This is a genomic window from Caldimonas tepidiphila (genome assembly GCF_003569765.1).
Classification (GTDB): domain Bacteria; phylum Pseudomonadota; class Gammaproteobacteria; order Burkholderiales; family Burkholderiaceae_C; genus Caldimonas; species Caldimonas tepidiphila.
In genome coordinates this window covers 166,903-188,588 of the sequence record NZ_QXMG01000001.1, presented here as the reverse complement: position 1 = coordinate 188,588, position 21,686 = coordinate 166,903, and the positions used below count along the sequence as shown (strand labels likewise).

The following is a 21,686-nucleotide window of genomic DNA, read 5'->3' as shown; positions in this document are numbered from 1 at the left end:
GAGAAGCCATGAACCGATTCCAGGTGAGAAAAGTCGCGGTGCTCGGCGCCGGAGTGATGGGCGCGCAGATCGCCGCCCATCTCGTCAACGTGCGCGTGCCGGTGGTGCTGTTCGATCTTCCGGCCAAGGACAAAGACGGGGGAGGGGCCCCGTCTTCTCCGTCCGCGAAGAGCGCCATCGCGATGAAGGCCATCGACGGCCTGAAGAAGCTCAAGCCCGCGCCGCTCGGCATCCCCGAGGACGCGATGCTGATCCAGCCCGCCAACTACGAGGAGCACCTCGATTTGCTCGCCGGCTGCGACCTGGTGATCGAGGCGATCGCCGAGCGCATGGACTGGAAGCTCGACCTCTACACGAAGATCGCGCCCTTCGTCGCGCCGCACGCCATCGTCGCGTCCAACACCTCGGGCCTGTCGATCACGAAGCTGGCCGAGGCGCTGCCCGAGGCGATCCGCCCGCGCTTCTGCGGCATCCACTTCTTCAACCCGCCGCGCTACATGTACCTCGTCGAGCTGATCCCGACGCCGGCGACGCGCCCGGAGATCCTGGATCAGCTCGAGAGCTTCGTCACCACCAGCGTCGGCAAGGGCGTGGTGCGCGCGAAGGACACGCCCAACTTCATCGCCAACCGCGTCGGCATCGCCGGCATGCTCGCGACCATCCACGAGGCGCAGAAGTTCGGCCTGGGCTACGACGTGGTCGACGACATCACCGGCAAGAAGATGGGGCGCGCGAGCTCCGGCACCTTCCGCACCGCGGACGTGGTGGGCCTCGACACGATGGCGCACGTGATCCGCACGCTGCAGGACAACCTGCAGGACGACCCCTTCTACGCGAGCTACGCGACGCCGCCGGTGCTCGCCGCGCTGATCGACAAGGGCGCGCTCGGCCAGAAGAGCGGCGCGGGCTTCTACAAGAAGGTCGGCAAGGACATCCTGCGGCTCGACCCCGCGAAGGCCGACTACGTGCCCGCCGGCGCCAAGGCCGACCCGATCGTCGAGCGCATCCTGAAGAAGCCGCCCGCCGAGCGCCTGAAGCTGCTGCGCGAGTCGAGCAACCCGCAGGCCCAGTTCGTCTGGGCCATCCTGCGCGACGCCTTCCACTACGTCGCCGTGCACCTCGAGGCCATCGCCGACTCGGCGCGCGACGTCGACTTCGCGATCCGCTGGGGCTTCGGCTGGAAGCAGGGCCCCTTCGAGCTGTGGCAGCAGGCCGGCTGGCAGCAGGTCGCGCAGTGGGTGCGGGAGGACATCGAGGCCGGCAAGGCGCTGTCGACCGCGCCGCTGCCCGACTGGGTCTTCGACGGGCGCAGCGGTGTGCATACGGCGGAAGGTTCGTGGAGCCCGGCGCAGGGACGCTACGTGCCGCGCAGCGACCTCGCCGTCTACCGCCGCCAGCATTTCCCCGAGACCGTCATCGGCTCGGAGGGCGCCGATGCGGCCACCGCCGGCACCACGCTGCACGAGGACGAGTCGATCCGCCTGTGGACGCTCGACGACGAGGTCGTGATCGCCACGATCAAGACCAAGATGCACGTGATCGGCCCGGGCGTGGTCGCGGGCCTGAACCGCGCGATCGACCTCGCCGAGGAGCGATTCCAGGGCGTCGTGATCTGGTCGCCCAACGAACCCTTCTCGGCCGGCGCGGACCTGCAGTCGATGCTGCCCGCCTTCATGGCCGGCGGCGCCAAGGCGATCGAGCCCGAGGAGAAGAAGCTGCAGGACCTGGTGCTGCGGCTGCGCTACGCCAACGTGCCCACCGTCGCGGCGCTGCGCGGCATGGCACTCGGCGGCGGCTGCGAGATGGCGGTGCACTGCAGCCGCCGCGTCGCGGCGATGGAGAGCTACGTCGGCCTGGTCGAGGTCGGCATCGGCCTGATCCCGGGCGGCGGCGGCCTGACCTACATCGCGCGGCGCGCGGCCGAGATGGCCTCGGCCGGCAACGCCGCGGCGGACCTCCTGACCTTCGTGAAGGACGGCTTCACGAGCGCGGCCACCGCGCGCGTCGCGACCAGCGCCGTCGAGGCGCGCAAGATCGGCTACCTGCTCGAGGACGACGTGATCGTGCCGAACAAGGACGAGCTGCTGTTCGTCGCGATCGCGCAGGCCAAGGCGCTGTTCGCCAGCGGCTGGCGCGCGCCGCACCGCCGCCCCTTCCCGGTCGCTGGCCGCTCGGGCAAGGCGACGATCATGGGGCAGCTCGTCAACATGCGCGACGGCGGCTTCATCAGCGCCCACGACTACCACATCGCGAGCTGCATCGCCGACGTGGTCTGCGGCGGCGAGGTCGAGCCGGGTTCGATGGTCACCGAGGACTACCTGATGGCGCTCGAGCGCAGGCACTTCTGCGCGCTGCTCGAGCACCCCAAGACCCAGGAGCGCGTGATGGGCTTCCTGCAGACCGGCAAGCCGGTGCGCAACTGATCAGCGACGGAGACACACAGATGAGCAAGCAGATCCAGGACGCCTACGTCGTCGCCGCCACCCGCACCCCGATCGGCAAGTCCGGCCGCGGTGCCTTCCGCAACATGCGGCCCGACGACCTGCTCGTCGCCGCGATCCACGGCGCGCTCGCGCAGGTGCCGACGCTCGACCCCAAGGCGATCGAGGACGCGATCGTCGGCTGCGCGATGCCCGAGGCCGAGCAGGGCCTGAACGTCGCGCGCATCGCCGCGCTGCTCGCCGGCCTGCCCAACACGGTCGGCGGCATCACCGTCAACCGCTTCTGCGCCTCGGGCCTGTCCGCGGTGCAGATGGCCGCGGACCGCATCCGCGTCGGCGAGGCCGACGTGATGATCGCCGGCGGCGCCGAGTCGATGAGCCTCGTGCCCATGACCGGCAACAAGCCCTCGTTCAACCCGCGGATCTTCGCGGGCGACGAGAACGTCGGCATCGCCTACGGCATGGGCCTGACCGCCGAGAAGGTGGCGCAGCAGTGGAAGGTCTCGCGCGAGGCGCAGGACGAGTTCGCCTTCCAGTCGCACCAGAAGGCGCTGCGCGCGATCGCGTCGGGCGAGTACGACGACGAGATCACGCCGGTCGAGGTGGTCGAGCGCTTCCCGAACCTCGCCGACGGCTCGGTCACCGAGACCCGGCGCGTCGTCCGCGTCGACGAGGGCCCGCGCGCCGACACCTCGATCGAGGGCCTCGCGAAGCTCAAGCCGGTGTTCGCTGCCAAGGGCAGCGTCACCGCCGGCAACAGCTCGCAGACCAGCGACGGCGCGGGCTGCCTGATCCTCGCCAGCGAGCGCGCGATCCGGCAGTTCGGCCTGACGCCGCTGGCGCGCTTCGTGAGCTTCGCGAGCAAGGGCGTGCCGCCCGAGATCATGGGGATCGGGCCGATCGAGGCCATTCCCGCGGCGCTGCGCTACGCCGGGCTGAACCAGCAGGACCTCGACTGGATCGAGCTCAACGAGGCCTTCGCGGCCCAGTCGATCGCGGTGCTCAACACGCTGGGACTGGACCCGAGCAAGGTCAACCCGGTCGGCGGCGCGATCGCTCGCGGCCACCCGCTCGGCGCCTCCGGCGCGATCCGCTCGGCGACGCTGATCCACGCGATGCGCCGCCACAATCTGCGCTACGGCATGATGACCATGTGCGTCGGCACCGGCCAGGGCGCGGCCGGCATCTTCGAGCGCGTCTGACGCGTTCGTCCTGCAGGGGCCGCGCGAGCGGCCCTTTTTCATGCGGCGCCTGACACCGACAACCATTCCCCATCAAGGAGACACCATGAGCATCAAGACCGCCGTGCTCGACGGCGTGCTGACGATCGAGATCGCGCGGCCCGAGAAGAAGAACGCGCTGACGATGGCGATGTACCAGGCGATGGCCGATGCGCTCAAGGGCGCCAACGCCGACGCGGCCGTGCGCGCGGTGCTGATCACCGGCCAGCCCGGCATCTTCACGTCGGGCAACGACCTCGAGGATTTCCTGCAGAGCCCGCCGCGCGGCCCGGACTTCCCCGTCTACCAGTTCATGCAGGCGCTCACCACCTGCGAGAAGCCGGTGGTCGCCGCGGTCACGGGCGCGGCGATCGGCATCGGCACCACGATGCTGCTGCACTGCGACCTCGTCTACACCAGCGACGAGGCGCGCTTCGCGATGCCCTTCACGGGTCTGGGCCTGGTGCCCGAGTTCGCCTCGAGCGTGCTGCTGCCGCTGCGCGCGGGCTACGTGCGCGCGGCCGAGAAGCTGCTGCTCGGCGACCCCTTCGGCGCCGAGGACGCGCTGGAGATGCGCCTGGTCAACGCCATCCTGCCCGCGGGCGAGGTGGTGGCGCAGGCGCGCCGCATGGCCGAGCGCTTCAACGCGCTGCCGGCCACCGCGGTGCGCGAGTCGAAGCAGTTGCTGCGCCGCGGCCAGGCGCAGCTGGTGCAGGAGGCGATGGCGGCCGAGGGCGATGTCTTCGTGCAGCGCCTGCGCAGCCCCGAGGCGCGCGAGGCCTTCCAGGCCTTCTTCGACAAGCGCAAGCCGGACTTCTCGAAGTTCCACTGAGGCACCGCGCGCCGCGCCTGCGGCCGGCCCGCCGCTCAGGTGGGCAGCAGGCGCGGCTTGCCCTCGGCGTCGATCGCGACGTAGGTGACGTTGGCCTCGGTGACCTTCACCACCTGCAGGTCGGCCGGGTTGCGCTCGGCATAGACCTCCACGTGCACCGTGACCGAGGTGCGGCCGATGCGCTCGACGGTGGCGTAGAAGGACAGCAGGTCGCCGACCGAGACCGCCTGCTTGAAGACGAACTGGTTGACCGCCACTGTGGTGATGCGCCCCTTGGCAATGCGCGCGGGCAGCACCGAGCCGGCGAGGTCTACCTGCGCCATGATCCAGCCGCCGAAGATGTCGCCGTTGGCATTGGCGTCTGCGGGCATCGGAATCACGCGCATCACCAGGTCCTTGCCCTCGGGCAAACTGGCGGATTGCGGTGCGGCGGGGTCTTGATGGGCCATGCGGCGCGCTCCTGAAGATCGGTCAGACCCAAGACTACAGCGGATTCCCCTACCATGCGTCGCGCCTCCATGGCGCTGCCCGAATCGACGGCAGCCAATCCCTCCCAGCGCCGTTCCGACTGGTCCACGCTGCGCAAGCTGCTGCCCTACCTGTGGCAGTACCGCTGGCGCGTGGGCATCGCGCTCGCCTTCCTGGTCACGGCCAAGGTCGCCAACGTCGGCGTGCCGCTGCTGCTCAAGGAGCTGGTGGACAGCCTTTCGATCAAGCCGGGCGATGCGCGCGCGCTGCTGGTGGTGCCGGTCGGGCTGCTGCTCGCCTATGCGGGGCTGCGCTTCTCCACGTCGCTCTTCACCGAGCTGCGCGAGCTCGTCTTCGCCAAGGCCACCGAGGGCACCGCGCGCAGCATCTCGCTGCAGACCTTCCGCCACCTGCACGCTTTAAGCCTGCGCTTCCACCTCGAGCGCCAGACCGGGGGCATGACGCGCGACATCGAGCGCGGCACGCGCGCCGTGCACTCGCTGATCTCCTACTCGCTCTACAGCATCGTGCCCACCGTCATCGAGGTCGGCATGGTGCTGACGCTGCTGGCGGTGAAGTTCGACGCGGCCTTCGCCTGGATCACGCTCGCGGCGCTGGTCTTCTACGTCGCGTTCACGATCACGGTGACCGAGTGGCGCACGCAGTTCCGCCGCCTGATGAACGAGATGGACTCGCACGCGCACACGCGCGCGGTCGATTCGCTGCTGAACTACGAGACCGTCAAGTACTTCAACAACGAGGACTTCGAGGCGCGGCGCTACGACGAGAGCCTGGAGCGGCTGAGGCAGGCGTCGCTCAAGTCGCAGCGCACGCTGTCGCTGCTCAACGCCGGGCAGCAGTTCGTGATCGCCGCGGCGCTGGTGGCGATGCTGTGGCGCGCGACCGAGGGCGTGGTGGCCGGCCGCATGACGCTCGGCGACCTGGTGATGATCAACGCCTTCATGATCCAGCTCTACATCCCGCTGAACTTCCTCGGCGTGATCTACCGCGAGATCAAGCAGAGCCTCGCCGACCTCGACAAGATGTTCACGCTGCTCGAGCGCGAGCGCGAGGTGGCCGACGCGCCCGGGGCGCCGACGCTCGCGGTGACGCAGGGCGCGGTGAGGTTCGAGAACGTGCGCTTCGGCTACGACCCGCGCCGCACCATCCTGCACGACATCAGTTTCGAGGTGCCGGCGGGCAGGACGGTGGCGGTGGTGGGCCCCTCGGGCTCGGGCAAGAGCACGCTCGCGCGGCTGCTCTACCGCTTCTACGACGTGCAGGGCGGCCGCATCACGATCGACGGCCAGGACATCCGCGAGGTGACGCAGACGAGCCTGCGCCAGTCGCTCGGCATCGTGCCGCAGGACACGGTGCTGTTCAACGACACGGTGGCCTACAACATCGCCTACGGCCGCCCCGGCGCGACGCAGGACGAGATCGAGGCGGCAGCGCGGGCCGCACGCATCCACGACTTCATCGCCGGCACGCCCCAGGGCTACGCGACGCCGGTCGGCGAACGGGGCCTGAAGCTCTCGGGCGGCGAGAAGCAGCGCGTCGCGATCGCGAGGACGCTCTTGAAGAACCCGCCGATCCTGATCTTCGACGAGGCGACCTCGGCGCTGGACTCGGCCAACGAGCGCGCCATCCAGTCCGAGCTGCAGTCGGCGGCGCGCAACAAGACGGCGCTCGTGATCGCGCACCGGCTCTCGACCGTGGTCGATGCGCACGAGATCCTGGTGATGGAGGCGGGCCGCATCATCGAGCGCGGCACGCATACCGAGCTGCTGGCGCGGCGCGGCCGCTACGCCGACATGTGGGCGCTGCAGCAAAGCGGCGCGGATCAGAGCGGCGCGAGTCCGGCGGCCGACGACGCGCTGCCGGCAGCCGTGCAGCCCTGAGCCGAGGCCGGCAGCGTCGCTCGCCCAGGCGGGCATGCCGGGGCGTGGCGATACGACCCCGGAAAACGCCCTCAGGTTCTCAGGGCGCGGCCGGCGGGGTGGAATCGCTTCCCGGCGGAGCGGTGTCGCTGCCCGGGCCGGGCTGCGCGGCCGTGTCGTTCGAGTCCTCGGCCGGAGCGTCACCGCGCGGCTCAGCGCGCTTCTTCAGCTTTTCTTCCTTCTTGCGCTTCTTGGCGAGTTCGCGTTGTCGCTTTTCATAGGAGTAGTTCGGCGTGGCCAATGCGGTCCTTTCGGTGTGTGCTTCGATGAAATGTTCGCCCCGATGGTACCCGGCGCGCAAGCCCTTGCGGCCGCCGGCGTCAGCGGGGTGAAGCATGGGCCATGACACACTTCCGCCCATGGCATTGAAATCCACCGTTTACAAGGCCGATCTGCAGATCGCCGACATGGACCGCGGCTACTACGCGGACCACGCGCTGACCCTGGCGCGCCACCCCTCCGAGACCGACGAGCGCCTGATGGTGCGGCTGCTGGCCTTCGCGCTGCATGCCGACGAGGCGCTGCAGTTCGGCCAGGGCATGACCGACAGCGACGAGCCCGACCTGTGGCGCCGCGACCTGACCGGGCACATCGAGCAGTGGATCGACGTCGGCCAGCCCGACGAGAAGCTGCTGAAGAAGGCCTGCAGCCGCGCCGACGAGGTGGTGCTGCTCACCTACGGCCGCACCGCCGAGCTGTGGTGGGCGCAGAACCGCGCGGCGCTCGAGCGCCTGCCCAAGCTGCGCGTGCTCCACCTGGACGCCGAGGCCTCGCAGGCGCTGGCGGCGCTTGCCGAGCGCACGATGCGGCTGCAGTGCACGGTGCAGGACGGACAGGTCTGGTTCGGGCATTCCGAGGAGACCGTCGCGTTGCAGCTGGTCGAGCTCAAGCCGAAAAAGTCGGGCGGCCGCTGAGACCGGCGTCAGCGCCGCCGCCGGCAGGTGTCAAAAAAGTTCCTAGGTGAAAACCCGCGAATTCGCGGTAAACCTCGGGAAAACCCCAGGTTGAAGGCAGATAAGGGTAATTCCCGGTCAGTTCACGGTCAGAACGGGCTCCTAGAGTGAGTCGCATAACCGGATCGGTGGAGATTCGGATTGAGGCGAATGCGAAAAGGAGGCATGCATGAGCGACCCTGTCGTGGCCCGGATCCAGGCCAATCCCAAATACCTCGAACTGAAGCGAAAGCGCAATGCGTTCGGCTGGCTGCTGTCGGCCCTGATGCTGCTGGTGTACTACGGCTACATCTCGCTGATCGCGTTCAACAAGCCTTTCCTGGCGCAGCCGCTGGGCAGCGGCGTCACGAGCCTGGGCATCCCCCTGGGGCTTGGCGTGATCGTGTTCACGATCGCGATCACCGGCATCTACGTCAGCCGCGCGAACAAGGAGTTCGACGCGCTGACGGCCCAGATCCTCAAGGAGGATGCCAAGTGAAGCAGCTCTCCCGCATCCTGGCCGGCCTGCTGGCCGCCGCGCTCGCCGGCACGGCGCTCGCCGCCGGAGCCGACATGGGCCAGGTCCAGAAGCAGGCCACCAACTGGACGGCCATCATCATGTTCGGCGTCTTCGTGGCCGGCACCCTGTGGATCACGAAGTGGTCCGCGCAGAAGACGCAGTCCGCGGCCGACTTCTACACCGGCGGCGGCGGCATCACCGGCTTCCAGAACGGTCTCGCGATCGCCGGCGACTACATGTCGGCCGCCTCGTTCCTGGGCATCTCCGCGGCCGTGATGGCCAGCGGCTACGACGGCCTGATCTTCGCCACCGGCTTCCTGGTCGGCTGGCCCGTCATCACCTTCCTGATGGCCGAGCGCCTGCGCAACCTCGGCAAGTTCACCTTCGCCGACGTGGCCGGCTACCGCTTCAAGCAGGCCCCGATCCGCGCCTTCGCGGCCTCGGGCACGCTGGTCGTGGTCGCCTTCTACCTGATCGCGCAGATGGTCGGCGCGGGCCAGCTCATCAAGCTGCTGTTCGGCCTGGAGTACTGGGTCGCGGTGGTGATCGTGGGCGTGCTGATGATGACCTACGTGCTCTTCGGCGGCATGACGGCCACCACCTGGGTGCAGATCATCAAGGCGGTGCTGCTGCTGTCCGGCGTGACCTTCATGGCCTTCATGGTGATGGCGCAGTTCGGCTTCAGCTTCGAGGCCCTGTTCTCGAAGGCGGTGCAGGTCAAGACCGCCATCGCGACCAACGCCGGCAAGAGCCCCGAGGAAGCGGCGCAGTCCGGCCTGTCGATCATGGGCCCGGGCGGCTTCATCAAGGACCCGATCTCCGCGATCTCCTTCGGCATGGCGCTGATGTTCGGCACGGCGGGCCTGCCGCACATCCTGATGCGCTTCTTCACCGTCCCTGACGCGAAGGAAGCCCGCAAGTCGGTGTTCTGGGCCACCACCTGGATCGGCTACTTCTACCTGCTGATCTTCATCATCGGCTTCGGCGCGATCACGCTGGTGCTGACCAACCCCGAGTACGCGGACACCGCCAAGGGCGTGATCCTCGGCGGCGCGGGTGCGAGCAACATGGCGGCGGTGCTGGTGGCCAAGTCGGTCGGCGGCAACGTGTTCTACGGCTTCATCTCGGCGGTGGCCTTCGCGACCATCCTCGCGGTGGTGGCCGGCCTGACGCTGTCGGGCGCCTCGGCGGTGTCGCACGACCTCTACGCCACGGTGTTCAAGAAGGGCAAGGCCGACAGCAAGAAGGAGCTGCAGGTCTCGCGCATCACCACCCTCGCGCTCGGCCTCATCGCCGTGGCGCTGGGCATCGCGTTCGAGAAGCAGAACATCGCCTTCATGGTGTCGCTGGCCTTCGCGATCGCGGCGTCGGCCAACTTCCCGGTGCTGTTCATGTCGGTGCTCTGGAAGGACTGCACGACCAGGGGCGCGGTGATCGGCGGCTTCCTCGGCCTGGCCTCGTCGGTGGCGCTCACCGTCGTGTCGCCGTCGGTGTGGGAGGCCACGCTCGGCAACCCGAAGGGCTCGGCCTGGTTCCCGTACAGCTCGCCGGCGCTGTTCTCGATGACGATCGGCTTCGTCGGCATCTGGCTGTTCTCGATCCTCGACCGCAGCAAGCAGGCCGCCGAGGAGCGTGCCGCCTTCGCCGCGCAGCAGGTACGTTCGGAGACCGGCCTGGGTGCGGCGGCCGCCTCGGCGCACTGATCCCCGGCAGGCCCGGCCCCGCCAGGGGCCGGCGTCCCGCACCTTCACCGGAAACCGGGCCTCGGCCCGGTTTTTTCACGTCCGCGGCGGATGCGGCAGCCCGCGCGGCGCGCCGGCGCTCACAGCGCGTCGAGGCGGAAGTGCCGCTGCAGCAGCGCCTTGAAGCGCTTGACGACGCCGAGCGTGTCCTTCAGCAGGTCGCGCTCGAGGCTGCCGAGCTGGTGCAGGTCGATCCCGCTGCCTGCGCTGCGGCCCGTCTCCAGCGCGTCGAGGCCGATGCGCAGGCGCAGCTCCATGAAGAAGTGCAGGCTGTCGAGCAGGTCGGTGCCGAGCTCGGCCGGCAGCCGGCCGGCCGCCACCAGCGCCTCGATGCGCGCGGCGGTGCCGGTGGCCGCGACCCGCTGCTCGAAGGCGAGGCTGCGCACGCCGTGCACGATCGGGAAGAGCCCGGCCTTCTTCAGGTCGAGCTGCTCGGGGGGCTGCCCGCCGATCGAGAACAGCCGGCTCCACCAGTGCCCGCCCTCGGGGAACATCTGCACTGCCGACGCGAAGCGCGCGAGCACCGCGTCGTTGTCGACCGCGAGCTGCAGCAGCTGCCCGCGCACGTGCTCGAGCAGCGCGGTGTCGCCGCTCACCGGCTGCGCGTCGAGGAAGATCGCGAGCCGCATCAGGCTCTGCGCGTCCGGCACCAGCAGCCAGCGGCGCACCTGCTGCGCGAACTCCGTCGCGGCAAGGCGCCACACCGGGTTGCGCACCATGATGCCTCCGGGGCATTCCGGGTAGCCGAAGTCGATCAGCGCCTGCGAGAAGCGCTCGCAGATCGCGGCCAGGTCCGCCGGCGGCTGCCAGCCGTCGCGCAGCACCAGGGCGTTGTCCTGGTCGGTCTTCAGCAGCTGCTCGCCGCGGCCCTCGCTGCCCATCACGAACAGGCAGCTGTTGGCGAGCAGCTCGGGCGGCGCGATCAGCTCCCAGGTGCGCTCGAACAGCTTCGCGTTGAGCTCCTGCACCAGCTGCGCGATCAGCCCGACCCGGGTGCCGCCGCGGTGCAGGATGCCGATCAGCCGCGTGATCTGCCGCGCCGCCTGACCGATCTCCGCGAGGTCGCGCGCCTCGAGGATCTGCCGCGTGATCAGGTAGGAGTGGTTCGACAGGAAGCTCAGCAGGTCGAGCTGCTCGAGGATGCCGTGGATGTGCCCGCCTTCGGCGACGACGACGCGGTGGATCTTGTGCCGGATCATCAGCGCGAGCGCGTCGAACAGGTGGTCGCCCGGGCGCACCGTGACCAGCGCGTAGTTCGCGAGCTCGCCCACCGGCAGCTGCGACAGCGGCGTGCCGCCGAGGATGGCGCGCTGCAGCCCGGTGGTGGTGAAGATGCCCAGCCGCGGCGGCTCGCTGCGCGTGTCGCGCACCAGCACGTGGGTGGTGCGCTGCGCCTGGAAGAGCTTCACGACCGAGACGATGTCGGTGGACGCGTCGACGAAATGCGCCGGCCGCACCACCGCCTGCCCGACGCGCGCCATCGTCAGCGACTGCATCTCGTGCTGGCCCTGCCACCCGGAGATCGCGCCGAGCTTGCCCGACAGGTCGGCGAACAGCAGCGCGCCGAAGGTCGCGTTGCCGCAGATCAGCCGCGTCACCGCGTCCTTGTCGAGCCGGTGAGCCCGCACCTCGTCGGCGGCGACGAAGCGGCCGCTGACGCGCCCGGCCATCAGCGCGCGGCCGTCGAAGCAGTCGTCGGGGCCGTAGATCGCCAGCGGCTCCTCGCCCTCGAACTGCCTCACGTGGCCCTCGATCAGCACGTACAGGTGCGCGGGCGCCATGCCCTCGCCGAGCACCGTCTCGCCCTCGCGGAACTCGGCGATGTCGACATGGTCGCGCACGAGCTGGCGCTCGGCGGCGTCGAGGCAGTCGAAGGGCGAGGCCGAGAAGTTGAAGGCGGCGGGCATGCGGGGGATCCTTGGCTCGGGGCAGGCCGGGAAGGGGGCTTACGGCCCCGCCACCCCCGCCTCGTGCAGCGATTGTTCCGGCGTCGCCTTGCAGCCCGCTTGTGCGAGCGCAGCAAGCGCGCTCGTCAGTCCCCGGCCTCGCGGTACGCGGCAAACGCATCGCGCAGCGGCCGCGGCTGGCTGCGGGCGGTGGTGAGCGAGCGCTCGAGCTCCGCGAGGTGTCGGCGCATCTCGGCCGCGGCCGCGGCCGGGGTGTCGGCCAGGGCCCGGATCAGGTCCGTGTGGCGGTGGGCCCGGCACACGGAAGTGTCGTCCTCCTTCATCGCCATCAGCATCGAGGTGGTGGGCAGCAGGGTGTCGAGCAGGCGCAGGAAGACGGGGTTGCCATGCATGCAGGCGAGCTCGCGGTGGAACTCCCCCGACAGGCAGGCCGTGGCGACCCGGTCGCCGCGCGCCTCGGCCGCCGCCTCCGCCTCGGCCAGCGAGCGCAGCTGCTCGAGCTGGGCCGCGTCGAGCCGGCCGGCGAGCTGGCGCGCGATCTGGCACTCCACCACCTGGCGCGCCTCGAAGACGTGCTTGGCCTCCTCGAAGCGGGGCTGGGGCACGCGGGCCCCGCGGTTGTGCAGCAGCTCGACGATCTGGTTCTGGGCGAGGCGGTTCAGGGCCTGGCGCACCACGGTGCGCGACACGCCGAAGATCCCCGCCAGCTCCTCCTCGCGCAGCCACTCTCCCGGCACGAGCCGGCGCTCCAGCACCGCCCGGTAGATGCCGGCGTAGACCCGGTCCGTGGCGGTCTGGGCCCCCTCCTCCACGGGCGCTTCCCTGTTTCGCGTGCTCATCTTCCCTTTCCTTGCGGCCGCCGACTGGCACACCGCTTGCGTGCCGCAGCGCCTTCCTTCACTCGGATCACCCGGGTGGGCGCGCGTGGCGAGTCCCACCCCCCAACGCGATGACACTTGCAGCCCCCGACTCCCTGCGCGAACCCCTGCGCGCGCCCCGCATCGACGCCGATCGCCTCTGGGCGCGGCTGATGGCGCTCGCCCGCATCGGCGCCACCGACAAGGGCGGCGTCTGCCGCCTTGCCCTGACCGGGCTCGACGGCCAGGCCCGCGAACTCTTCATCCGCTGGGCCCGCGAGCTCGGCTGCACGGTGCGCATCGACGCGATCGGCAACATCTTCGCGCGCCGCCCGGGCACGGACGAGAGCCTGCCCGCAGTGGGCACCGGCAGCCACATCGACACCCAGCCCACCGGCGGCAGGTTCGATGGCAACTACGGTGTCCTCGCCGGCCTGGAGGTGCTGCAGGCGCTCGACGACGCCGGCATCCGCACCCGCGCGCCGCTGGAGGTGGCGGTGTGGACCAACGAGGAGGGCTCGCGCTTCGTGCCGGTGATGATGGGCTCGGGCGTCCATGCCGGCGCCTTCCCGCTGGAGCATGCGCTGGCGGCCGCCGACGCGGGCGGCGTCACGGTCCGGCAGGCCCTGCGCGAGCTCGGCCACGACGGTGCGGCGCCCGCCGCGGTGGCCGATGGCGCGCCCCGCTTCGGTGCCTACTTCGAGGCCCACATCGAGCAGGGCCCGGTGCTGGAGGACGCGGGCGTGACGATCGGCGTGGTCACCGCCGCGCTGGGCCAGCGCTGGTACGACGTGACCGTGCGCGGCATGGAGGCGCATGCCGGCCCCACGCCGATGGGGCTGCGCCGCGACGCGCTGCTGCCGGCTGCCGCGCTGATGCAGAAGGTGCGCGAGATCGCGCTGGCCGAGCAGCCCCACGGCCGCGGCACGGTGGGCTGCGTGGACGTGTTCCCGAGCTCGCGCAACGTGATCCCGGGCCGGGTGCGTTTCACGGTGGACCTGCGCCACGCGGACGAGGCGGGCCTGGCCCGCATGGATGCGGCGCTGCGCGAGGCGGTGCGGGCGCTGTCGTGCCCGGAGGTGTCCATCGAGGTGGAGCAGGTGGTCTGCTTTCCCCCGCAGGCCTTCGACGAGAGGCTGGTGGGGCTCGTCCGCCAGGGGGCGGAGGACGCGGGTCTGACCCGGATGGATGTGGTGAGCGGTGCGGGGCATGACGCGGTCTACGTGGCGCGCACGGCGCCGACGGCCATGATATTCGTGCCCTGCAAGGACGGGATCTCGCACAACGAGCTCGAGGACGCGCGGCCCGCGGACCTGGCCGCCGGGGCCACCGTGCTGCTGCACGCGATGCTCGCGCAGGCCGGCGTGGCGGACTGAGGGACGGCGGCGCGGCGCTCCCGCGAGGGGCGGCCGCGTCGTCGCGGGGCGGTGCAGGCAGCCGTCCACGCGATCCGGCCCCGGTTCAGCGGCCGGCGGCGGCGAGGCGCCCGGCCAGCCGCACCAGGCTGCGGTCGCTGCCGGCGGGGCCGAGCAGGGACAGCCCGAGCGGCGCCCCCAGGCGCGAGGCCAGCGGCAGCGAGAGCTGCGGCAAGCCGCTCAGGCCGGCGATGCACAGCAGGCGGATCGAGCCGTTGCGGTAGTCCTCGAGCGACGCCTCGTCCTCGTCGAGCCGCGGGGCGATGTCGGGCATCGTCGGCATCAGCAGCACGCCGTCGGTGCCGAGGATCGCGGCGAGCCGTTTCCGGAAGGCTTCGCGGAAGGCCCGGGCCGAGGCCACCTGCGCGTCGCCGACGCCCCGCGACCAGGCGAAGCGCTGCGCCACGCCCGGGCCGAGCGGCGGCTGCAGGCGCTCGATGAACCCGCCGTCCACTTCCCAGGCCTCGCGGCCCTGGATGTGGCGAAAGCTCCAGTACATCGCGTCGAAGCTCTCCAGCACCACCTCGGTCGGGGCCGCGCGGCCCAGCACCGCCTCGACGCGCTCGCGCGGCCCGGCCAGGGCCTCCCGCACCGGCGGCGCAAGCAGGCCCCAGACGTCGGCCGGTGCGAGCAGGCGCACGCGCTCGGGCAGCGGCGCGGCGTCCTCCCCGAGCAGCACGTTCGCCACGCGGGCGAAGGTCGCCACGTCGCGCGCGAACCAGCCGCAGGTGTCGAGACTGGGCGCGAGGTCGTGCGCGCCTTCGAGGCTCACCCGGCCGTGGGTCGGGCGCAGCCCCAGCAGCCCGCAGTGGCTGGCCGGCGCGCGCACCGAGCCGCCGGTGTCGGTGCCGAGCGCGAAGTCGCACAGCCCGCCGGACACCGCGGCGGCGGAGCCCGAGGAAGAGCCGCCGGCGATGCGCTCCGGCGCGGCGCCGTTGACCGGCACGCCGAAGTGGGCGTTGTTGCCGTTCATCGAGAAGGCGAGCTCGTCGGTGACGGTCTTGCCGACGAAGCGCGCCCCGGCGTCGAGCAGGCGTTGCACGCTCGGCGCGGTGCGGGTCTTGATGCCCGACATCGCCAGCATGAGGGGCTGGCCGGCGCTGGTCGGGTAGCCGGCGACGTCGAACAGGTCCTTCACGCCGAAGGCGAGGCCCGACAGCGGGCCGGTGGCCGCATGGGGCACCGGGGCGTCGGGGAAGGGCATGAAGGCGCGCGCCGTGTCGTGGATCAGGGGCATGGGACGGTCCTGGGGGCAACAGGGGTCAGGCGGCGGCGGCCAGGGACTCGTTCAATCGCAGGCAGCTGACGCGGTGCCCGGGCGAGAGCGCCTCGAGCCGCGGCTGCAGGCTGCGGCAGCCCTCGTTGGCGAAGGCGCAGCGCTCGGCGAAGGCGCAGCCCGGGGGCAGGGCGCTCAGGTCGGGCGGCGAGCCGGCGATGGTCGGCAGCCGGCTGCCCTTGGCGAGGGCGTCGTGGGCGCGGCTGCCGAGCAGCGCGCGGGTGTAGGGGTGGCGCGGTTCGCGGATCAGGGTGCGCGCCGGGCCCTCCTCGACGATGCGCCCGGCATACATCACCGCGATGCGGTCGGCCATCTCGACGGCGGCGCCGATGTCGTGCGTGACGAAGACCACCGACAGGCCGAGGTCGCGCTGCAGCTCGCGCAGCAGCAGCAGGATCTGGATCTGCACCGTCGCGTCGAGCGCGGTGGTGGGCTCATCGGCCAGCAGCAATTGCGGCCGGCAGGCCAGCGCGAGCGCGATCATCGCGCGCTGGCGCATGCCGCCCGACATCTCGTGCGGGTAGGCCTGCAGCCGGCGCTCGGGGCTGGGGATGCGCACCCGCTCGAACAGCTCCAGCGCGCGCGAGCGGGCCTCGGCCTGCGGGACGGCCTCGTGCCGGCGGATCGACTCGACGATCTGCGCGCCGACCGGATAGACCGGGTCGAGCGCGAGCAGCGGCTCCTGGAAGATCATCGAGGTGACGCGGCCGCGGTAGTCCGCCAGCTCGGAGGCCGACATCGCCAGTACGTCGCGCCCGCCGACCCGCACCGCGCCGCCCATCGCGGTGCGGCGGGCCGGGTGCAGCCGCAGCAGCGAGCGCAGCGTGACGCTCTTGCCCGAGCCCGACTCGCCGATCAGCGCGACCACCTCGCCGCGGCGCACCTGCAGGTTCACGCCGCTGACGGCCTGCACCGGCTTGCGCCCGCCGGTGAAGGTGACGGTCAGATCGCGGATGTCGACGAAGGGCTCCTCGCCGTCTGCCGGGTTCGTGTGCGGGGTGTTCATGCGGCTTCCTTCTCGCTGGGGACGGGGGCTGCGGCGGGGGCCGCGGAGTGGCCGCTGCCCGGCTCGTGCATCAGGCAGGCCACGGCGTGCGCGCCGGGCTGCAGCACGGGCACGCGCTGCGAGCACACGGCCTGCGCATGCGGGCAGCGCGTGTGGAAGCGGCAGCCCGGCGGCGGGTCGATCGGGTTGGGCGGGTCGCCCGCCAGCGGCGGCGCCTCGGTGCGGCGGTCCGGGTCCATCGAGGGCACCGAGGACAGCAGCGCGCGGGTGTAGGGGTGGCGCGGCGACTCGAAGAGCGACTCGCTGTCGCCGATCTCGACCACCTGGCCGAGGTACATCACCATCACCCGGTCGGACATGTGGCGCACGACGTGGAGATCGTGGCTGATGAAGACGTAGGTCAGGCCGAACTCCTCCTTCAGGTCGAGCAGCAGGTTCAGCACCTGCGCCTCGACCGACTTGTCCAGCGCCGAGACCGCCTCGTCCAGCACGATCAGGCGCGGGTGCAGCGCCAGCGCCCGGGCGATGTTGACGCGCTGGCGCTGCCCGCCCGAGAGCTCGTGCGGGTAGCGCTCGGCGAAGCGCCGGGGCTCCAGGCCCACGCGGGCGAGCAGGTCGCGCGCGCGCTCCACCGCCTCGGCGCGGGGCATGCCGTGCACCTGCGGCGCGAAGGCGACCGAGTCCTCGATCGTCAGCCGCGGGTTGAGCGAGGCGTAGCTGTCCTGGAACACCATCTGCGCCTGGCGCCGGAAGCCCTTGAGGCTGAGCTCCCGGCCGCCGACCGTGCGCCCGTCGAAGACGATCTCGCCTCGGTCGGGTGGGGTGAGCTGCATCAGCAGCCGCGCGGTGGTGGACTTGCCGCAGCCCGACTCGCCCACGACGCCGAGCGTCTCGCCCTTGAGCACGTCGAAGCTCACGCCATCGACCGCGCGCACCACGCCGCCGCCGCGGCCGAACATGTCCTTCTTGAGCGGGAAGTGCTTGGCCAGGCCGCGGATCGCCAGCAGGGGCTGGGCCGGGCCGCCGACGTCGTCGTTCTCGTCGTGCGGTGCGCCAGGAGGGGGGGAGGGGAGTCGCATGTCAGCTCCGGATTTCCATGGCCGAGCGCAGGCCGTCGGACAGCAGGTTGAAGGCGACCGAGGTGACGAAGATCATCGCCCCCGGCAGGGCCGCCACCCAGGGCTGCACGTAGATCGCGGTGCGCAGGGTGTTGAGCATCAGGCCCCATTCCGGCTCGGGCGGCTTGACCCCGAGGCCCAGGAAGCTCAGGCCCGAGGCGAGGATCATCGACACTGCGATCAGGCTCGTCGCGTAGACGAAGATCGGGCCGAGCACATTGCCCAGCACGTGCACCCGCACGATAGTGAAGGCGCTCGCCCCCGAGGCGCGGGCCGCATCGACGAAGTCGCGGCCGCGGATCTGGGTGGTCACGCTCTCGGCCACCCGCGCGATCGGCGGGATGAAGACGATGGTCAGCGAGATCAGCGAGTTGGTGATGCCCGCGCCCAGGGCGCCCGACAGCGCGATCGCCAGCAGCACCGAGGGGAAGGCGTAGAACACGTCCACCGTGCGCATGATCACGGTGTTGGTGGCGCCGCCCGCGTAGCCGGCGACGATGCCGATCACCGAGCCGATCACGAAGGCGCACACCACCGGCGTGATGCCCATGAAGAGCGACAGGCGCGCGCCCACCATCAGGCGCGAGAGCATGTCGCGCCCGAGCTCGTCGGTGCCGAGCAGATGGCCCTCGAAGCCGATCGGCTTGAGCCGCTTGAGCATCGAGGACTGGTAGGGGTCGCCCGGCACCAGCGAGGGCCCGAACACCGCCAGCACCAGCAGGCCCAGCACCACCAGGGCCGCGCTGACCGCCACCGGGTCGCGCAGCAGGCGCCGCGCGACCGTCTGCCAGTAGCCGGGCGAGCGCTCGAAGCGCAGCGCCGGCACCTTGGCGGGATTGACTGCCACGTTCAACATCTCGGTTTTCCTTTCAGGCGCGCGTGATGCGCGGGTCCAGCAGGGTCTGGATCACGTCCACCACCAGGTTCAGCAGCACGAAGAACACCGCCAGCACCAGGATCGTTCCCTGCAGCAGCGGCAGGTCGCGCTGGAAGATCGCCGAGTTCAGCAGGAAGCCGGTGCCGGGCCAGGAGAAGACGGTCTCGATCAGGATCGAGCCGCCCAGCAGGTAACCGAGCTGCAGCCCCATCACTGCCAGCGCCGTGGGCGCGGCGTTCTTGACCACGTGGCGGAACACGCCGAAGTCGGTGAGGCCCTTGGCGCGCAGGCCGACGACGAACTCCTGCGTCAGGATCTCGGCCACCAGCGCGCGCACCGTGCGGGCGATGATGCCCATCGGGATCACGCTCATCGTGATCGCGGGCAGCAGCATGTGCCTGAGGTGCTCCGCGTCCCAGGCCCAGTCGCTCGAGCCGCCGGGGCCGGCGCCGCCGGGCGGCAGCCACATCAGCTGGCTGGAGAAGACGATCACGAGCACCATGCCGAGCCAGTAGTGCGGCACGCTCACGCCGAGCACCGAGGTCAGCGACGCGGCCTTGTCGATCCAGGAGTTCTGGAAGTAGCCGGCGACGAAGCCGAACAGGCTGCCGAAGACGAAGCCGATGAGCGTGGCCAGCACCGCCAGGCGCAGCGTGTTGATCACCGCGTTGCCCACCTCGGCGGCGACGGGGCGGCCGCTGGCGATCGAGGTGCCGAGGTCGCCCTGCAGGGCGCGCCAGACCCAGTGGAGGAATTGCTCGGGGTAGGAGCGGTCGAAGCCGTAGAGCTGCAGGAGCTGCGCCTGCAGCTCCGCCGAGGCGTCCGGCGGCAGGATGGAGACCAGCGGGTCGCCCGGCGCGAGGTGCACGAGCGCGAAGCACACGAGCGCGACGCCGAACATGATCGGCAGCGTGTAGAGCAGCCGGCGCAGGAGGAAGATCAGCATGCGGGTGCATCCCCGAAGTGAAGCGGCCGCCGCGGGGGGCGGCCCGGCTCGCGGGGCCGGGCTGTCGCGGTGCACGCGGCCCGGCCCCCCGAGGAGGTCAGTCCATCGTCATCGGGGCGATGTCGATGAACCAGCTGCGCGGCTGCACCACGTTCTTGACCTTGGCGCTCATCGCGCGCGGTCCCACGTCGTGAGCCACCCACAGGAAGGGCGCCTCCTCGACGATGCGGGCGTGCAGCCGGGCCAGCGCCGCGTCGCGCGCCTTGTCCTCGAAGGTGTTGCGCGCGTCGGCGATCAGCTTGTCGAACTCGTCGTTGCCGAAGTAGCCCCAGTTGTTCGACACCGGCGGGAAGGTCTTGGTGCTGGTGAAGCGCACCATCGCGAAGAACGGGTCCATCGCGCCGTAGCTCACGTTGATCGCGTGCGAGCCGTTGGCGCTCGCATCCTTGGCACCGCGGCGCCAGTTCGTGAACAGCGTGTTCCACTCCAGCACGTCGAACTCGATGTCGATGTGGCACTGCTTGAGCGACTGCTGCACGAACTCGTTCATCGGCAGCGGCTGCATCTGGCCCGAGCCCGAGGCCGAGATCTGCACCTTGGCCTTCATCGGCTTGGCGGCGGAGTAGCCGGCCTCGGCCATCAGCTTGCGCGCGGCGGCCACGTCGTAGCGGATGTCGAACTTCGGGTTGCCCCACCAGGGATGGCCGGGCGGCACCGTGCCCTTGGGGACCGCCATCATGCCGCCGAGCATCTGCTTGAGGCCCTCGCGGTCCACGCACAGGTTGGCGGCGTGGCGCACGCGCTTGTCGCGCCAGGGCGAGTTCTCGGCGAAGGAGAACTGCCAGGGCCAGACGTGCGGCTGCGCGTTGCTGTGGATCCTGAAGCCGCGCTGGGTGATCTGCGGCATCGCGTCGGGTGCCGGCGCCTCGATCCAGTCCACCTGGCCGGACAGCAGCGCCGCGGTGCGGGCATTGGCCTCGGGCATCGGCAGCATCACGACGCGGTCGATCTTCGGCGTGCGCTTCGGATCCCAGTAGGCCTTGTTGGCGACGAGCTCCAGCCGCTCGCGCGGCACGAAGCGGGCCATCCTGAACGGGCCGCTGCCCGAGGCGTCGGCCGCGAAGGCGGCCCAGGCCTGCTTGGCGCGCTCGGCCGGGTCGGTGACGCCGGCCGGCACCGCCTTGAGCTTGGCCTCCCAGTGCGCCGGCGAGGCCATGAACAGGTTGGTCAGGTTCAGCGGCAGGAAGGAGTCAGGCTCGGAGGTGACGAGCTCGACAGTGAGCTTGTCGATCTTGCGGGCGCTGCGCAGCGTGGGCATGCGCGAGGCGGTCACGCCGACCTGGCTCGCGTCGAAGTGCGGTGCGTCCTTGTCGAGCACCTTGCGGACGTTCCAGACCACCGCGTCGGCGTCGAACTCGGAGCCGTCATGGAACTTCACGCCCGGGCGCAGCTTGAACACCCACTTGGTCTTGTCCTTGGCGTCCACCGCCCAGGACAGCGCCAGGCCCGGCACCACCACGCTCGGTGCATCGGCCTTGGAGAGGTCCCAGTGCGTGAGCGCGTCGTACATCGGGATGCCGGTGAAGCGGTTGCCCTCGAAGCCCTGGTCGGGCTGGCCGAGCGTGCGCGGGATGTCGGCGGCGGTCATGCCGATGCGCAGGACCTTCTCCTGCGCCAGGGCGGGCGTGGCTGCGACCGTGCACAGGGCGCCGGCGACCAAGGCGCCCCCGAGGGCCCGGGGGAATGTGCGAGCCATCCGCTCGTATCGTTTCATCTCGACTCCTGGCAAATCAAGGCCGGGCACTGCAGCCCGCCGGTGAGGACAAGCCCCGGCTCGCGTGCCCCGCGGCGCCTCGGGCGACTCGGCATGGCTCTCGTCATGCACGGGGCGGTTTGTATGCAATTGATATGCCAGTGCCCGCCGCTCTGGAGGTGATTTGCGGGCGTGGATGCAGGCCTTCCCCCAGGAGAGTCGAGGAAAAACGCAGGGGGAAAGGCGGGGATCGAGGGGGTGTTCGAGTCGGGTGCACACCATGGAGGGCCCGGGCATGCACCAAAGTTGTATGCAATGCACCGAATCCATGCGGCCGGACCTGGCAGTGCCCGCGGCTCGGTGCCGGGCGTAAGGCGGAGATCCTCAGGGCTGCGGGCGGGCCTGGTCGCCATGCACGCGCCGCCCCTCACCTCGG

Annotated in this window: 18 protein-coding genes; 8 read left to right on the top strand and 10 right to left on the bottom strand. The window is 70.8% G+C overall.

What is annotated here, in order from left to right:
- Positions 1–8 precede the first annotated feature (8 nt).
- From D3A59_RS05055 to D3A59_RS05045, 3 genes are all read left to right on the top strand, one after another.
- Positions 9–2,423 carry a 3-hydroxyacyl-CoA dehydrogenase/enoyl-CoA hydratase family protein gene (locus D3A59_RS05055; RefSeq protein ID WP_119153806.1) on the top strand — a complete coding sequence of 805 codons (2,415 nt, stop codon included), beginning with the start codon at positions 9–11 and terminating at the stop codon, positions 2,421–2,423.
- A gap of 20 nt (positions 2,424–2,443) precedes the next feature.
- On the top strand, positions 2,444–3,643 hold the full coding sequence (locus D3A59_RS05050) for an acetyl-CoA C-acyltransferase (RefSeq protein ID WP_119153805.1): 1,200 nt from the start codon (positions 2,444–2,446) through the stop codon (positions 3,641–3,643).
- A gap of 85 nt (positions 3,644–3,728) precedes the next feature.
- Positions 3,729–4,493, top strand: a complete 765-nt coding sequence (locus D3A59_RS05045) for an enoyl-CoA hydratase (protein WP_119153804.1) — start codon at positions 3,729–3,731, stop codon at positions 4,491–4,493.
- Between the two features lie 35 nt (positions 4,494–4,528).
- Here D3A59_RS05045 and D3A59_RS05040 read toward each other — a convergent pair whose 3' ends face one another.
- The gene (locus D3A59_RS05040; protein WP_119153803.1) at positions 4,529–4,942 is read right to left on the bottom strand and encodes an acyl-CoA thioesterase; all 414 of its coding nucleotides are present in this window, start codon (positions 4,940–4,942) and stop codon (positions 4,529–4,531) included.
- A 54-nt stretch (positions 4,943–4,996) separates the two neighbouring features.
- Between D3A59_RS05040 and D3A59_RS05035 the strand changes: the two genes are divergently transcribed.
- On the top strand, positions 4,997–6,862 hold the full coding sequence (locus D3A59_RS05035) for an ABCB family ABC transporter ATP-binding protein/permease (RefSeq protein ID WP_119153802.1): 1,866 nt from the start codon (positions 4,997–4,999) through the stop codon (positions 6,860–6,862).
- A gap of 79 nt (positions 6,863–6,941) precedes the next feature.
- Here the strand turns inward: D3A59_RS05035 and D3A59_RS05030 are convergent, their stop codons facing one another.
- Positions 6,942–7,142, bottom strand: a complete 201-nt coding sequence (locus D3A59_RS05030) for a hypothetical protein (protein ID WP_119153801.1) — start codon at positions 7,140–7,142, stop codon at positions 6,942–6,944.
- Between the two features lie 118 nt (positions 7,143–7,260).
- On the opposite strand from D3A59_RS05030, the gene D3A59_RS05025 reads away from it, so the two are divergent.
- The 3 genes from D3A59_RS05025 (at position 7,261) to D3A59_RS05015 (ending at position 10,056) form a co-directional block, all read left to right on the top strand.
- On the top strand, positions 7,261–7,815 hold the full coding sequence (locus D3A59_RS05025; RefSeq protein ID WP_119153800.1) for a YaeQ family protein: 555 nt from the start codon (positions 7,261–7,263) through the stop codon (positions 7,813–7,815).
- Positions 7,816–8,023: 208 nt separating this feature from the next.
- Positions 8,024–8,332, top strand: coding sequence for a DUF485 domain-containing protein (locus D3A59_RS05020; protein WP_119153799.1), 309 nt, complete (start codon positions 8,024–8,026; stop codon positions 8,330–8,332).
- The gene (locus D3A59_RS05015) at positions 8,329–10,056 is read left to right on the top strand and encodes a cation acetate symporter (protein WP_119153798.1); all 1,728 of its coding nucleotides are present in this window, start codon (positions 8,329–8,331) and stop codon (positions 10,054–10,056) included. Before D3A59_RS05020 ends, D3A59_RS05015 begins: the two co-directional genes overlap by 4 nt.
- Positions 10,057–10,175: 119 nt before the next feature.
- On the opposite strand, the gene D3A59_RS05010 is transcribed toward D3A59_RS05015, so the two are convergent.
- Both D3A59_RS05010 and D3A59_RS05005 read right to left on the bottom strand, forming a co-directional pair.
- A complete protein-coding gene (locus D3A59_RS05010; protein WP_119153797.1) occupies positions 10,176–12,002 on the bottom strand; it encodes a putative nucleotidyltransferase substrate binding domain-containing protein in 1,827 nt (608 codons plus the stop codon).
- Positions 12,003–12,127: 125 nt separating this feature from the next.
- Positions 12,128–12,841, bottom strand: a complete 714-nt coding sequence (locus tag D3A59_RS05005; protein WP_119153796.1) for a GntR family transcriptional regulator — start codon at positions 12,839–12,841, stop codon at positions 12,128–12,130.
- A gap of 110 nt (positions 12,842–12,951) precedes the next feature.
- On the opposite strand from D3A59_RS05005, the gene D3A59_RS05000 reads away from it, so the two are divergent.
- On the top strand, positions 12,952–14,235 hold the full coding sequence (locus tag D3A59_RS05000) for a Zn-dependent hydrolase (RefSeq protein ID WP_119153795.1): 1,284 nt from the start codon (positions 12,952–12,954) through the stop codon (positions 14,233–14,235).
- Positions 14,236–14,320: 85 nt separating this feature from the next.
- On the opposite strand, the gene D3A59_RS04995 is transcribed toward D3A59_RS05000, so the two are convergent.
- From D3A59_RS04995 to D3A59_RS04970, 6 genes are all read right to left on the bottom strand, one after another.
- Positions 14,321–15,511, bottom strand: coding sequence for an amidase (locus D3A59_RS04995; RefSeq protein ID WP_119153794.1), 1,191 nt, complete (start codon positions 15,509–15,511; stop codon positions 14,321–14,323).
- A gap of 25 nt (positions 15,512–15,536) precedes the next feature.
- Positions 15,537–16,556 carry an ABC transporter ATP-binding protein gene (locus D3A59_RS04990; RefSeq protein ID WP_119153793.1) on the bottom strand — a complete coding sequence of 340 codons (1,020 nt, stop codon included), beginning with the start codon at positions 16,554–16,556 and terminating at the stop codon, positions 15,537–15,539.
- Complete coding sequence (locus D3A59_RS04985; RefSeq protein ID WP_119153792.1) at positions 16,553–17,635, bottom strand: ABC transporter ATP-binding protein; 1,083 nt, start codon at positions 17,633–17,635, stop codon at positions 16,553–16,555. Before D3A59_RS04985 ends, D3A59_RS04990 begins: the two co-directional genes overlap by 4 nt.
- 1 nt (position 17,636) lies before the next feature.
- Entirely contained in the window at positions 17,637–18,530 is an 894-nt protein-coding gene (locus tag D3A59_RS04980) for an ABC transporter permease (protein WP_119153791.1), read from the bottom strand.
- 13 nt (positions 18,531–18,543) lie between these two features.
- On the bottom strand, positions 18,544–19,497 hold the full coding sequence (locus tag D3A59_RS04975) for an ABC transporter permease (protein WP_119153790.1): 954 nt from the start codon (positions 19,495–19,497) through the stop codon (positions 18,544–18,546).
- A gap of 97 nt (positions 19,498–19,594) precedes the next feature.
- Positions 19,595–21,253: an ABC transporter substrate-binding protein gene (locus D3A59_RS04970; protein WP_119153789.1), complete on the bottom strand. Its 1,659-nt coding sequence runs from the start codon at positions 21,251–21,253 to the stop codon at positions 19,595–19,597.
- Positions 21,254–21,686 lie beyond the last annotated feature (433 nt).

Excerpts from the sequence above, each read along its gene's own strand:
- D3A59_RS05020 (WP_119153799.1), top strand. The coding sequence starts at position 8,024 with ATGAGCGACCCTGTCGTGGCCCGGATCCAGGCCAATCCCAAATACCTC.
- D3A59_RS05010 (WP_119153797.1), bottom strand. The coding sequence starts at position 12,002 with ATGCCCGCCGCCTTCAACTTCTCGGCCTCGCCCTTCGACTGCCTCGAC.
- D3A59_RS05040 (WP_119153803.1), bottom strand. The coding sequence starts at position 4,942 with ATGGCCCATCAAGACCCCGCCGCACCGCAATCCGCCAGTTTGCCCGAG.
- D3A59_RS05045 (WP_119153804.1), top strand. The coding sequence starts at position 3,729 with ATGAGCATCAAGACCGCCGTGCTCGACGGCGTGCTGACGATCGAGATC.
- D3A59_RS05035 (WP_119153802.1), top strand. The coding sequence starts at position 4,997 with ATGCGTCGCGCCTCCATGGCGCTGCCCGAATCGACGGCAGCCAATCCC.
- D3A59_RS05055 (WP_119153806.1), top strand. The coding sequence starts at position 9 with ATGAACCGATTCCAGGTGAGAAAAGTCGCGGTGCTCGGCGCCGGAGTG.
- D3A59_RS05025 (WP_119153800.1), top strand. The coding sequence starts at position 7,261 with ATGGCATTGAAATCCACCGTTTACAAGGCCGATCTGCAGATCGCCGAC.
- D3A59_RS04985 (WP_119153792.1), bottom strand. The coding sequence starts at position 17,635 with ATGCGACTCCCCTCCCCCCCTCCTGGCGCACCGCACGACGAGAACGAC.
- D3A59_RS04995 (WP_119153794.1), bottom strand. The coding sequence starts at position 15,511 with ATGCCCCTGATCCACGACACGGCGCGCGCCTTCATGCCCTTCCCCGAC.
- D3A59_RS05000 (WP_119153795.1), top strand. The coding sequence starts at position 12,952 with ATGACACTTGCAGCCCCCGACTCCCTGCGCGAACCCCTGCGCGCGCCC.
- D3A59_RS04975 (WP_119153790.1), bottom strand. The coding sequence starts at position 19,497 with ATGCTGATCTTCCTCCTGCGCCGGCTGCTCTACACGCTGCCGATCATG.
- D3A59_RS04990 (WP_119153793.1), bottom strand. The coding sequence starts at position 16,556 with ATGAACACCCCGCACACGAACCCGGCAGACGGCGAGGAGCCCTTCGTC.
- D3A59_RS04980 (WP_119153791.1), bottom strand. The coding sequence starts at position 18,530 with ATGTTGAACGTGGCAGTCAATCCCGCCAAGGTGCCGGCGCTGCGCTTC.
- D3A59_RS05050 (WP_119153805.1), top strand. The coding sequence starts at position 2,444 with ATGAGCAAGCAGATCCAGGACGCCTACGTCGTCGCCGCCACCCGCACC.
- D3A59_RS05005 (WP_119153796.1), bottom strand. The coding sequence starts at position 12,841 with ATGAGCACGCGAAACAGGGAAGCGCCCGTGGAGGAGGGGGCCCAGACC.
- D3A59_RS04970 (WP_119153789.1), bottom strand. The coding sequence starts at position 21,253 with ATGGCTCGCACATTCCCCCGGGCCCTCGGGGGCGCCTTGGTCGCCGGC.